At 68.3% G+C, this 11,915-nt stretch carries 9 protein-coding genes and 1 pseudogene; 7 read left to right on the top strand and 3 right to left on the bottom strand.

The window, feature by feature from the left end:
* Window positions 1–66 precede the first annotated feature (66 nt).
* Entirely contained in the window at window positions 67–762 is a 696-nt protein-coding gene (gene ctrA, locus VJ655_RS15325) for a response regulator transcription factor CtrA (RefSeq protein ID WP_297512780.1), read from the bottom strand.
* Between the two features lie 552 nt (window positions 763–1,314).
* On the opposite strand from ctrA, the gene fliI reads away from it, so the two are divergent.
* From fliI to VJ655_RS15295, 6 genes are all read left to right on the top strand, one after another.
* Entirely contained in the window at window positions 1,315–2,649 is a 1,335-nt protein-coding gene (gene fliI, locus VJ655_RS15320) for a flagellar protein export ATPase FliI (RefSeq protein ID WP_324112530.1), read from the top strand.
* On the top strand, window positions 2,649–3,068 hold the full coding sequence (locus tag VJ655_RS15315) for a flagellar export protein FliJ (RefSeq protein ID WP_324112528.1): 420 nt from the start codon (window positions 2,649–2,651) through the stop codon (window positions 3,066–3,068). The genes fliI and VJ655_RS15315 overlap by 1 nt, the downstream gene beginning before the upstream one ends.
* 74 nt (window positions 3,069–3,142) lie before the next feature.
* Window positions 3,143–3,820 carry a class I SAM-dependent methyltransferase gene (locus tag VJ655_RS15310; protein WP_324112526.1) on the top strand — a complete coding sequence of 226 codons (678 nt, stop codon included), beginning with the start codon at window positions 3,143–3,145 and terminating at the stop codon, window positions 3,818–3,820.
* 196 nt (window positions 3,821–4,016) lie between these two features.
* Entirely contained in the window at window positions 4,017–4,520 is a 504-nt protein-coding gene (locus tag VJ655_RS15305; RefSeq protein ID WP_324112524.1) for a hypothetical protein, read from the top strand.
* Window positions 4,521–4,699: 179 nt separating this feature from the next.
* A complete protein-coding gene (locus tag VJ655_RS15300; RefSeq protein WP_324112522.1) occupies window positions 4,700–5,104 on the top strand; it encodes a BlaI/MecI/CopY family transcriptional regulator in 405 nt (134 codons plus the stop codon).
* Window positions 5,101–6,846 (top strand): M56 family metallopeptidase, encoded by a 1,746-nt coding sequence (locus VJ655_RS15295; RefSeq protein WP_324112520.1) that lies wholly within the window; start codon window positions 5,101–5,103, stop codon window positions 6,844–6,846. The genes VJ655_RS15300 and VJ655_RS15295 overlap by 4 nt, the downstream gene beginning before the upstream one ends.
* A 286-nt stretch (window positions 6,847–7,132) precedes the next feature.
* Here the strand turns inward: VJ655_RS15295 and rpoD are convergent, their stop codons facing one another.
* Together rpoD and dnaG are read right to left on the bottom strand one after the other, a co-directional pair.
* Window positions 7,133–9,085 (bottom strand): RNA polymerase sigma factor RpoD, encoded by a 1,953-nt coding sequence (rpoD, locus tag VJ655_RS15290; protein WP_324112519.1) that lies wholly within the window; start codon window positions 9,083–9,085, stop codon window positions 7,133–7,135.
* Window positions 9,086–9,560: 475 nt separating this feature from the next.
* Window positions 9,561–11,489: a DNA primase gene (gene dnaG, locus VJ655_RS15285; protein WP_324112517.1), complete on the bottom strand. Its 1,929-nt coding sequence runs from the start codon at window positions 11,487–11,489 to the stop codon at window positions 9,561–9,563.
* A 230-nt stretch (window positions 11,490–11,719) separates the two neighbouring features.
* Between dnaG and VJ655_RS15280 the strand changes: the two are divergent.
* Window positions 11,720–11,915: pseudogene (locus VJ655_RS15280) on the top strand (transport-associated protein); the annotation flags it as partial.

Genomic DNA, 11,915 nt, shown 5'->3' with positions numbered 1-11,915 from the left:
CAAAAAGAAAACGCCCACCTTTTTCGGGCGGGCGCTCTCGGGTTCGCGTCGAGGAGTCTAGGCGACTCAGGCGGCGTTGACCGCCTCGTTCGGGTCGCGCAGCACGTAGCCGCGGCCCCAGACGGTTTCGATGTGGTGCTTGCCGTGCGCCGAAGCGGCCAGCTTCTTGCGCAGCTTGCAGATGAAGACGTCGATGATCTTCAGCTCGGGCTCGTCCATGCCGCCGTACAGGTGGTTCAGGAACATTTCCTTGGTCAGGGTCGTGCCCTTACGCAGGGAGAGCAGCTCGAGCATCTGATATTCCTTGCCGGTCAGATGCACGCGGTTGCCGTTCACTTCGACGGTCTTGGCGTCGAGGTTGACGACGATGTCGCCGGTCTTGATGACCGACTGGGCGTGACCCTTCGAACGACGGACCACCGCGTGGATGCGGGCGATCATCTCGTCCTTGTGGAAGGGCTTGGTCATGTAGTCGTCGGCGCCGCCGGCGAAGGTCTTGACCTTCGTGTCGATCTCGGCCGTGCCCGACAGGATCATGATCGGGGTGTTGATCTTCGCGACCCGCAGGGTGCGCAGAACATCGATGCCGCTCATGTCGGGAAGGTTCAGATCCAGCAGGATCAGGTCGTAGTCGTAGATCTTGCCCAGATCCACGCCCTCTTCGCCCAGATCGGTCGTATAGACGTTGAAGCCTTCAGACTTCAACATCAATTCGATGGTCTGCGCCGTCGCGCTGTCATCCTCGATCAACAGTACGCGCATGAGCCCCTCCACGCCAAATCTGGCGTAATTCGACGTCTTGGCGGAATGACCGCCGGTTAAACCCTTCGGCTATCCTGCCGGAGAGTTAATTTAAGACTGGTTAATGGTGAATGTCTCCACTGGCCGAATGGTTAATCTGATTTGCGAATCGGGTGCAAGCGGCCTGCCGGGTCTTTGGCACATTGGTCGCAGGCGTCGCAGCCCGCCTTTCCAAGGTCCTAATACGAGGGCGGCGATCGGTAAAAATCGGGGCCCACTAAGGGGTCTGGGCGACGCCGACCGTTAAGCTCCCCTTCCCGTCGCCTCGCGGTTTGCGGCGTTCTGTCGCGAGAAATCGGGCCTCGCGCCCGCTTCTTCCCCTGGCCGGCGGAGCGCGTGAGCCGGGCGCCTCGTGATATTTTTCGCCCCTCGCCCGCACCCGATCTGGGGAGCCCGCGCGCGATTGGTCGCACCGGCCTGGATTTCACACCTGGTTAACCACGTTGGCCGAGTGTGGCGACGCGGTTGCAATGGCCAAGGTCGATGCGGCCGCGGGGGTTTTCGGGGTACAACTTGCGTAGTCTCATCGCCGCCGTCGAACGTATCGACCCGCTGACCGTCTATGGGCGCGTGGCGGCCGTGAACGGCCTGCTGATCGAGGTCCGTGGCGGCCTGACCCGGCTGGCGGTCGGCGCCCGGGTCGAGATCGAGCGCCTGGGCCAGAAATCCCTGCCCGCCGAGGTCGTCGGCTTCCGCGAGACCCGCGCCCTGCTCATGCCCTTTGGCCCCGTTGAGGGCGTCGCGCCCGGCGCGGAGATCCGCATCGTCCCCGAAGGCGCCGTGGTGCGCCCGACCAAGGCCTGGCTAGGCCGCATCATCAATGCGTTCGGCGAGCCGATCGACGGCCTGGGCCCGCTGCCCCAGGGCGAGGTCCCTTATCCGCTGAAGACCCCGCCCCCGCCCGCCCACGCGCGCGGACGGGTGGGCGAGCGCCTGGACCTGGGCGTGCGCTCGATGAACGTCTTCACCACCACCTGCCGGGGCCAGCGCCTGGGCATCTTCGCCGGCTCGGGCGTCGGCAAGTCGGTGCTGCTGTCGATGCTGGCCAAGGAGGCCACCTGCGACGCCGTCGTCGTCGGCCTGATCGGCGAGCGGGGCCGCGAGGTTCGCGAATTCGTCGAGGAGACCCTGGGCGAGGAAGGCCTGCGCCGCGCCGTCGTGGTGGTCGCCACCTCGGACGAGCCGGCCCTGACCCGCCGCCAGGCCGCCTACATGACCCTGGCCGTCTCCGAGTACCTGCGTGACCAGGACCAGGAGGTCCTGTGCCTGATGGACTCGGTGACCCGCTTCGCCATGGCCCAGCGCGAGATCGGCCTGGCCGCCGGCGAACCGCCGACCACCAAGGGCTATACGCCCACCGTCTTCACCGAGCTGCCCAAGCTGCTGGAACGGGCCGGCCCCGGCCCGATCCGCGCCGACGGCACCACGGCCGCCCCGATCACCGCCCTGTTCACCGTGCTGGTCGACGGCGACGACCATAACGAGCCGATCGCCGACGCCACCCGCGGTATCCTGGACGGCCACATCGTCATGGAGCGGGCGATCGCCGAGCGCGGCCGCTTCCCGGCCATCAACGTCCTGAAGTCGATCAGCCGGACCATGCCCGGCTGCCAGCTCCCTCACGAGCGCGAGATCGTCAAGGGCGCGCGCCAGGTGATGGCCGCCTATTCGAACATGGAAGAGCTGATCCGCATCGGCGCCTACCGGGCCGGAGCCGACCCGGTGGTCGACCGCGCCATCCGCCTGAACCCCGCGATCGAAGCTTTCCTTAGCCAGGATAAGGAAGAGGCAACCAGTCTCGACGACTCTTTCGGCATGCTGGGCCAGATCCTGCAGAGTGAGTACTGATGACCAAGTGGGCCGCCTCGTTGATCCGCATCTCGACCCATGAGGTCGAGACCCTGCAAAAGCGGCTGTCGGAGATCGTCGAGCGACGCACCGCCGCCGAGCTGCGCGTGGCCATGCTGGACGCCGAAGCCGAGGCCGAGGCCCGGAACGCCGAGGGCGACGCCAGCGCCGGCTGGTACATGATCGGCTATCGCGAGGGCCACAAGCGCCGCCGCGCCGAGATGCTGGTCCAGATCGAGCAGTGCCAGGAGGAGGAGGCGGGCGCCCGCGACGCCCTCTCCGAGGCGTTCGAGAACCTCAAGAAATACGAGCACGTCGCCGAGCAGGCCAAGGTCCTGGCGGCCAAGAAGCAGGGCGCCTTCGAAGCCGCCCAGCTGGACGAGCTGGGCCTGCGCCGCAAGGCCGCCGTCGGGCTTTAGTCCGAACCTACCCATTCCGGGCCCGCCAGCCCGCCATACACCAAATCTCAAGTCCGCCACGGCATAGCTGCGGCATGAAACTGATCCACGCGCTTCAGGAGACCGGCGGCGCCAACGCTCTGGCCACCCGCTTCCGCCGCGCGCGGGCCGTCCACGTGGTCGCCCTGATCGAGAAGACCTTCGCCGAGCGCGGCCAGTGCCGCATCGCCGACCTGGGCGGCGAGCCGGCCTATTGGCGGCTGCTGTTCGACCGGGACTTCCTGGAATCGCGGAAGGTCCATGTCAGCCTGTTCAATCCCCAACCGTTCGCGGTGGACGATCCGCTGTTCAGCGCGGTCGTCGGCGACGCCTGCGACCTGTCCGAACACGCTGACCTGAGCTTCGACCTCGTCCATTCCAATTCGGTGGTCGAGCATGTCGGCGACTGGCCCCGGATGGAGGCCTTCGCCCGCGAGTGCCGCCGCCTGGCGCCGCGCTACTACGTCCAGACACCCTATTTCTGGTTCCCGATCGAGCCGCACTTCTCCTCGCCCTTCTTCCACTGGCGCTCGGAGCAGACGCGGGCCCGGCTGCTGATGAAGCGCGGCAGCGGTTTCTGGCCCAAGGCCGCCGACATGGGCGAGGCCATGCGCGCGGTCCAGCACGCCCGCCTGCTGGACAAGGCCCAGTTCAGGTTCCTCTTCCCAGACGCGCGGCAAGTCGACGAGAAGATCCTGGTGATGACCAAGTCGCTGGTGGCGATCCGCGACTAGGGCGCCGCCTGCGCTCAAGGTTAATTCCCATTCATGAAAGCCTTGTAAGTTGAGGCTTCAGCTCAGCGCCCGTAAACCCCGCGGCCTCGGCGCGTAACGCCGTTTTTTAAACAGAAATCGGCGAGCCAAGGCCAAGGCGCGCGACAGTCGTCGCGCGTCCCGAGCCCCGCTGCGCCCAATCAACAGGGGTAATATCGTGATCCATCATCTGTCCGTCAGCGCCGCCGACCCGAAGGGCGCGGCCGAATTCTTCGCCGACATCATGGGCGGCGTCGTCGTCGACTTCCCGCCCAATCCCGGCAGCTTCATGGTTTTCAAGGCCGACGGCCACGGCACCGGCATCGAGATCTATCCGGCCGGCAGCGTCATGGTTCAGAACGGCGATCCGGGCGCGGTCTTCGTCCGCTCGGAACAGGCCGACCATCGCTCGCCCACCCATTTCGCGCTCAGCGTGGCGATGACCCAGGCCGAGGTGCTGGCGCGCGCCGCCGCCAAGGGTTGGGAGGCCTATGTCTGCGACCGGGGCGGCCATTTCCACGTCGTCGAGGTCTGGGTGGAGAACACCTGGCTGGTCGAGATCCTGCCGCCGACCTTCGCCGCCGAATATCTGGGCTTCGCCAACGCGGTCACCGCCATGAGCGACCCGAACATGGCTCTGGAAGACCACCAGCCTCAAGCGCGCACCCTGGAGCACGCCTGACGCGGAAGGGGGGCGGCAAAGCCCTCATCGCCGCCCCCTTTCTTTCCTAGCCCGCCTTGTAGCGACCGGCGCTCAAGGCGCCGGATCCTCCCTAGCGCAGCCCATTACGCCGAGTTCACTTCACCCGCTACGCCTGTAGCGCTACACATGTAGCGAGCCCAAGCCAGCGGAGACCGACCTTGATCGACGCCCTGCCCCGACGCGAACGCGAGGTCTTCGAGACGCTCTGCAAGCTGGAGACCGGCACCACCGCCGAGGTTCGCGAGGCCTTGTCGGACCCGCTCAGCGACTCCGCCGTCCGCACCATGCTCTCGCGCCTCGAGGCCAAGGGTCTCGTCGAGCGATCGGCGGGCGAGACTAGCTTCACCTATCGCCCCCTGCCGGGAACCGAGGCCGTCGCCGTCGGCGCCCTGCGGCGGCTGATCGACACCTTCTTCGCCGGTTCGGCCGCCAGCGCGGCCAGCGCCCTGCTGGGCATGGGCCAGAAGCTGACGCCGCAAGAGGCCGCCGCCCTCGAGGCGATGATCGACAAGTCGGTGCAAGACGGGGCGTCGCAAGACGCGACGGGGGAGGACAAGTCGTGACCTGGACCCTGCTGATCTCCCTGCTGGTCAAGTCCAGCCTGGTGGCCGGCGCGGGCCTGGCCGCCTCGCGCTTCCTGGCTTGGCGCGCGGTCGAGCGCGTCGACATCCTGCGCGCCACGGTCTGCCTGCTGCTGGCCCTGCCAGTGATCATGAACGCCCTGCCGCCGATCGAGCTGGCGCTGCTGCCGCCGCTGCCGGTCGAACCGGTCTCGGTCCTGCCCGCGACAGGCCCCGCGCCCGCCGCCTCGGCCGCGCCCCCGATTGGGCCTTCCCCAGGGGCTATGCTGGGCGGGCTCTGGCTGCTGGGAGCGGGACTGATCGGCGGCCGGCTGGCCTTGGGCGTCCGCACCCTGCATCGCTGGACCCGCAAGGGCCAGCCGGTGACCGACGAGGCCTGGCTGGCGCCGATCCGGCATCTGCCGGCCATCGACCGACCCGGCCTGGTCGCCAGCCACCGCGTCGCCGGTCCGCTGAGCTGGGGCGTCGCGCCGGGGACCATCGTGCTGGATCCGGCCACCCTGGCCGAGCCGCACACCGCCCCGGCGATCATGGCCCACGAGCTGGCCCACCTGCGCCGCCACGACTGGATCTTCCTGGTCGTCTCGCGCGCGGTCCTGGCGATCTTCTGGTTCAACCCGCTGGTCTGGCGCCTGCACGCCAGCCTCGCCGAACGGACCGAGGAAGCCGCCGACGCCGCGGCCCTGACCACCATCGACCGCACGCTCTACGCCCGCACCCTGGTGCGCCTGGCCGCCGCGCCCGCCACCGCCTTCGCCCTGCCCCGAACCGCCCTAACCCGAAGCGCGCTCCCCATGGCCGCCGACGCCAAGACGCTCAAGACGAGGATCGCCTGCATCATGACCGACACGCCCCAACGCCGCCGTCCGCTGACCATGGGCCTGACCGTCGCCGCCCTGGCGCTCGTGGCCACGCCGCTGGCGGCCTTCGCCCTGGCCCGGCAGGTCGCGCCCGTTCCGCCGGTCCCACCCACGCCGCCCGCCGCGATCGCCAGCACGCCCCTGCCGCCGGCGCCGCCCTCGCCCCCGGCGCCGATCTCGGAGGCCGCACCCGCCGCGCCGGCGGCTCCCGCCGCCCCGCCGGCCCCGCCCGCGCCGCCCGCGCCGCCGTCCGACGCCTGGGACTTCGCCTTCGGCTCGCGCCGCTTCCTGAGCGACCAGGACATCAAGGACATCGCCGAGGCTCGCGCCCAGGCCGAGACCGCCCGCATGAACGCCGAGCAGGTCCGCCAGATCGCCGAACAGGCCCGTCGCGAGGTCGAGGCCCATCGCGGCGAGATCGAGGCCGCCGCCCGCCTGGCCGCCGAACAGGCCAGACTTTCGGGCGAGGAGGCCCGCCGGATCGGCGAACAAGCCAGGCTCTCGGGCGAGGAGGCTCGCCGGATCGGCGAACAGGCCAGGCTCTCGGGAGAGGAGGCTCGCCGGATCGGCGAACAGGCCCGCCAGGCCGGCGAACGCGCCCGCGTGCTGGCGATGAAGCAGGCCCGCGTCGACATCGCCAAGGGCGCCGACCAGATGCGGGCCAGCGCGCGCCAGATGCGCGAGGAGGCCGTCCGCCTGCGCGATCCGGCCTATCGCGCCAAGCAGATCGCCGACAACCGCGCCCGCGGCCAGACGGTCACCGACGCCGAACTGATCGACCTCTCCCGCCGCCTGCCCGGCCAGGCCGACGATCTGGAGCGCCAGGCCGACCGGTTGGCCGAGCGGGCGCGGGGAATGAGCTGAAGGGGCGCGCGCTTGCTAGATCGCCAAATTCTCCGCCCCCCTGGGCCTTGCGCCCAGGGCCCAGCGTTCGGGTGGCGCTGGATCGCCAGACGCTCGCCAGCATCGACGAGGACGACTGGCGATCCCATGACCTTGGCCTAGCCCTGGGTCCTCGCCACAAGGGCGAGGAAGGCGGGATTTTAGAGCTTGAGGGCGGCCGAACGAACGCCGCCCGAACAAAAAACGCCCCGGTCCTGCGACCGGGGCGTCTCTGTGTTCAGAGGCTCGGAGCCAGTCCGCGCGTCTCTTACGAGTCCAGGAAGCTGCGCAGCTTGCGCGAGCGGCTCGGGTGCTTGAGCTTGCGCAGGGCCTTGGCCTCGATCTGGCGGATGCGTTCGCGGGTCACCGAGAACTGCTGGCCGACTTCTTCCAGCGTGTGGTCGGTGTTCATGCCGATGCCGAAGCGCATGCGCAGCACGCGCTCCTCGCGCGGGGTCAGCGAGGCCAGCACGCGGGTGGTGGTTTCCCGCAGGTTGGACTGAATGGCCGCGTCGATCGGCAGGACGGCGTTCTTGTCCTCGATGAAGTCGCCCAGGTGGCTGTCTTCCTCGTCGCCGATCGGCGTTTCGAGGCTGATCGGCTCCTTGGCGATCTTCAGGACCTTGCGGACCTTTTCCAGCGGCATGGCCAGCTTTTCGGCCAGCTCTTCCGGGGTCGGCTCGCGGCCGATCTCGTGCAGCATCTGGCGCGACGTGCGGACGATCTTGTTGATCGTCTCGATCATGTGCACCGGGATGCGGATGGTGCGGGCCTGGTCGGCGATCGAGCGGGTGATCGCCTGACGGATCCACCAGGTGGCGTAGGTCGAGAACTTGTAGCCGCGGCGGTATTCGAACTTATCGACCGCCTTCATCAGGCCGATATTGCCCTCCTGGATCAGGTCCAGGAACTGCAGGCCGCGATTGGTGTACTTCTTGGCGATCGAGATCACGAGGCGCAGGTTGGCCTCGACCATTTCCTTCTTGGCCTGACGGGCCTCGCGCTCGCCCTTCTGCACGGTCTGGACGATGCGGCGATAGTCGTCGATCGGCACGCCGGTCTCGGTGGCCAGGGCGGCGATCTCGCCCCGGATGTCGGTGACAGACTGGCTGTCGTTCTCGACGAACTTGGTCCAGCGCACGCCCATGGCCTTGACCTGGTCGGTCCAGGTCGGATTCAGCTCCGAGCCGAAATAGGCCTTCAGGAACTCGGCGCGGCTGATGCCGTAGCTGTCGGCCAGGCGCAGCAGACGGCCTTCCAGCCCGATCAGGCGCTTGTTGATCGCATAGAGCTGCTCGACCAGCGCCTCGATGCGGTTGTTGTTCAGCTTCAGCGTCTTCAGGTGCTGGATGATCGTCGCCGACAGGCTCTCATAGGCCTTGCGGTCGGCGTCGGTCAGGTCCTCGCCCTTCAGGCGGCTGCCGACCAGCTTGTCCTGCAGCTTGCGGAAGCTTTCGAACTCGCTGGCGATGGCGTCCAGGATGGCCATGACGCCTTCGCGCAGCTCGCCTTCCATGGCGCTGACGGTCGGACCCGCGCCGTCGTCGAAGTCGTCGTCGTCGTCGCCGCCTTCGCCCTCGGGCTTGGCCTCGCCGGCTTCCTCGTCGACCGGCTCGGCCGGCTCCTCGTCGGCGGCCGGCTGGGCGGCCACGCCGTTGATCGCGGCGTAGGTGCCTTCCAGGTCGATGACTTCGCGCAGCAGGATGCGGCCAGAGCCCAGCTCCTCGCGCCACACCATGATGGCCTCGAAGGTCAGGGCGCTCTCGCAGAGGCCGCGGATCATGGTGTCGCGGCCGGCCTCGATGCGCTTGGCGATGGCGATTTCGCCCTCGCGCGACAGCAATTCGACGCTGCCCATCTCGCGCAGGTACATGCGCACGGGGTCGTCGGTGCGGTCGTAGGCGGCCGGCTTGTCGCTGGTGATGACCGTGGTGTTCTCGTCACGAGTGGCGACTTCGCCGCCCTCGCCGCCTTCGGCGTCTTCCTCGGCCTCGACCACGTTGACGCCCATTTCGCTGAGCATGGCCAGCGTGTCTTCGATGGCGTCGGGGCTGACCTCTTCCGAGGGCAGCACCTTGTTCAGCTCGTCCATGGTGACGTAGCCGCGGGCTTTCGCCTGCTTGATGAACTTCTTGACGCCGGCGTCGGTGAGGTCGAGCAGCGGGCCGTCACCACCGGTGGTTTCGGGCGCTTCCGTCTCGGCCGAGGAATTGTTGCTCATCAAGCTCTCCGAAATCGGCGCCGCCGTCGTGCGAGGACGGGTCGCCGAAAAAATCCGTTTCGAAATAGACTTGCCTGCCCGCCTCGCGCCTTTGAATCAGCGCATTCCCAACGCCCCTGTTCCCGCCGGAAGCCGCCAATCGCGCCCAATTCGACCCGACGGGTCGTACGCCATGTGCAAGCGCTCCGCGGGAGACCCGGCGGAGGCTGTCGGCGTGGGCGCGGTCTGGCGCCTTCCCTGTCGGGTCAGCGACCGCTGGGGACCTGGGGCGGCGGCGAGGGTGACATCCTGTTTCGGTAAAGGGCGCGCGCTACGGCGGCCCGAGCGATGTCAATCAGCTGCTTGGCAAATCCTTGAGTCGGCAAATGGCTTTGGGTGACGCCGGAGTCAAGATGCGATGGACGCGAAACCGCAAAGATTTGCAGCCAGGGATGGGGCCTTCGGACGTTTGCGATAGCGCGAAACCGCAATCCACCTAATGCACCACCTGCGACACCAGCTCTGGGTCGGTCCAGCCGCCGCTGTCGATCAGGCGCTTGACGGCGTCGCGTTCGGTCTTGAGCCGCAGCAGGGTCTGGAAGTCGCTGTCGTCCACCAGATCGATCTTGGCGTCGTCGACCGCGCGCTCCAGGGCGGTGAGGCGCAGCAGCAGGTCGAAGGCCTGCGACCACAGGGCGCGGACCGCGTCCTCGGGGCTCTGGGCGGCGCTCTGGGCCGCGTCCAGCGCCTTGACGTGGGCGGCCGAGCGCTCCAGCGCGGCCAGGGCGGTGTCGTCGTAGCCCGCCGAGGCCAGCCGCCCGCGCACCATGCCCGTCTCGATGTGGTCGGCGTCCATGCGCAGATTGACCAGCTCCTGGGCGATGGCGTCCAGCCGCGCGTCGCCGAATCCCTGGTTCATCAGCACCTCGATCCGGTCATCCACGACCTTGGGATCGCGGATCGCCGCGATCAGCAGGGCCGCCGAGAACGGACGCGGCGCATGCTGCAAAGCCTGGGCGGCCTGGCGCCCTTCGGCGGTGGCCCCGGCCAGCGGGGTCTTGCCGCCGCGCCGGAAGGTGTTGTCCCACCTCTGCCGCGAGAGCGCCCGGCCCGCGTCGCTGGCGTCGCTCTTGACCCGCCGCGCGGCCCGCATCTCGTCGAGCCGGTCGAGCAGCTCTTCCTTGTAGGCGTGGGCCAGGTCCTTGTCGGCGATGGTCGCCGCCAAGGTGCGTAGGCGGACCTTCAGATTGGTGCGCTGCTCGGGCGTGTCGAAGGGTTCGATATCGCGCTCGCGCTCGAACAGCGCCTCGACGAAGGGCTTGGTGTCGGAGAGCTGGGCCTTCAGCGCCGCCGGCCCCTGCTCGCGCAGCACGTCATCGGGGTCCTTGCCGCCGACGGGCATGGAGAACAGGAACGAGCGGCCGGGCTTGAGCAGCGGCAGGGCGCGGTCGATGGCCCGGTGGGCGGCGCGCTGGCCGGCCTTGTCGCCATCGAAGCACAGGGTGGGCGTCGGGTGCAGGCGCCACAGCCCTTCCATCTGCTCCTCGGTCAGGGCCGTGCCCATGGCGGCCACGGCCGGCACGCCGGCCCGCTGGCAAGCGATGACGTCCATATAGCCCTCGACCACCACCATCGGCGGCTTCTCGCCGGCGCTCTGGCCCGCGTGCAGGATCTTGCGGGCCTCGAACAGGCCGTACAGCACCCGACCCTTGTGGAAGAGGCTGGTCTCGGGGCCGTTCAGATACTTGGCCCGGGCGTTGGGATCCATAGCCCGGCCGCCGAACGAGACGACCTTTCCCCGGCTGTCGGTGATCGGGAAGATGATCCGGTCGCGGAAGCGGTCATAGGGCGCTCCGCCGTCCTCGGGCGAGATCAGCACCCCGGCGTCGACCAGGTCGGCCGGCTTGGCGCCCTTGGCGATCAGGTAGTCCTTCAGCCCCGTGCGGTTGTTGGGCGCGAAGCCGATGCGAAACCGGCTCCATTCCTTTTCGGGCAGGGCTCGCTTTTCCAGATAGGCGCGCGCCGCCTGGCCTCCAGGTCGGCGCAGCTCGGCCTCGAACCAAGCCGCCGCCAGCTCCATCCAGTCGCCGAGCGACGAGCGCTTCTGCTCCTCGCGCGCGGCGCGGGGGTCGACCTCGGGCAGGCTCATGCCGGCCTCGGCCGCCAGCCGCTCGACGGCCTCGGCGAAGGTCAGCCGCTCGGTCTCCTGCAGGAAGCTGATGATGTCGCCGTGCTTGCCGCTGGAGAAGCAGTGATAGAAGCCCTTTTCGTCGTTCACGAAGAACGACGGGCTCTTCTCCTTGGTGAACGGCGACAGCCCCGCATACTCGCGCCCCTGCCGCCGCAGCTTCACCGTCTTGCCGACGACGTCGGACGGGCGAAGGCGGGACTTCAGTTCTTCGAGGAAGCGGTCGTCGAAACGCATTGAGAGAGGGCGATACTCGCGAACTTGAACCGATCACCTTATCTGGCTGGCCGCTTCGCCAGAACCGGACGTCGGCGGACCGTCCAAAGTCATATGGCGAGTCCTCACAAGTTACCCACAGATTAACGATCCAAGCTCGGCACTAGGAACACCGACTCCGGCCCGCCCGTTCTGAAAGCCGGGACGCCTCGACGCGCCCGCAGCTTTCAAGAACGCCACGGAGAAGACCCATGCCTCAGAGATGGAATGACCGCGAAGGCCGCTTCGACGTCGAGGCCGACGGCGACTTCGACCGAGACCGGGGTTACGGATACGACGCCTCGCGGCGGCGCGACCCCGCCTACGACAACAGCTATCGCGACCAGGGCGGCTATCGCGCCGAGCCCTCCAATCGCGGTCGTCGCCACGGCGGCGAGTTCCTGCGCG

Source organism: Caulobacter sp. (assembly GCF_035254145.1).
GTDB lineage: Bacteria > Pseudomonadota > Alphaproteobacteria > Caulobacterales > Caulobacteraceae > Caulobacter.
The sequence above is the reverse complement of the archived record's forward strand: the minus strand, read 5'-3'. Positions and strand labels throughout refer to the sequence as shown.

What these genes read in the sequence shown, in the direction of transcription:
- ctrA (WP_297512780.1), bottom strand. Translation starts at nt 762, where the DNA reads ATGCGCGTACTGTTGATCGAGGATGACAGCGCGACGGCGCAGACCATC.
- VJ655_RS15315 (WP_324112528.1), top strand. Translation starts at nt 2,649, where the DNA reads ATGACCAAGTGGGCCGCCTCGTTGATCCGCATCTCGACCCATGAGGTC.
- VJ655_RS15310 (WP_324112526.1), top strand. Translation starts at nt 3,143, where the DNA reads ATGAAACTGATCCACGCGCTTCAGGAGACCGGCGGCGCCAACGCTCTG.
- rpoD (WP_324112519.1), bottom strand. Translation starts at nt 9,085, where the DNA reads ATGAGCAACAATTCCTCGGCCGAGACGGAAGCGCCCGAAACCACCGGT.
- dnaG (WP_324112517.1), bottom strand. Translation starts at nt 11,489, where the DNA reads ATGCGTTTCGACGACCGCTTCCTCGAAGAACTGAAGTCCCGCCTTCGC.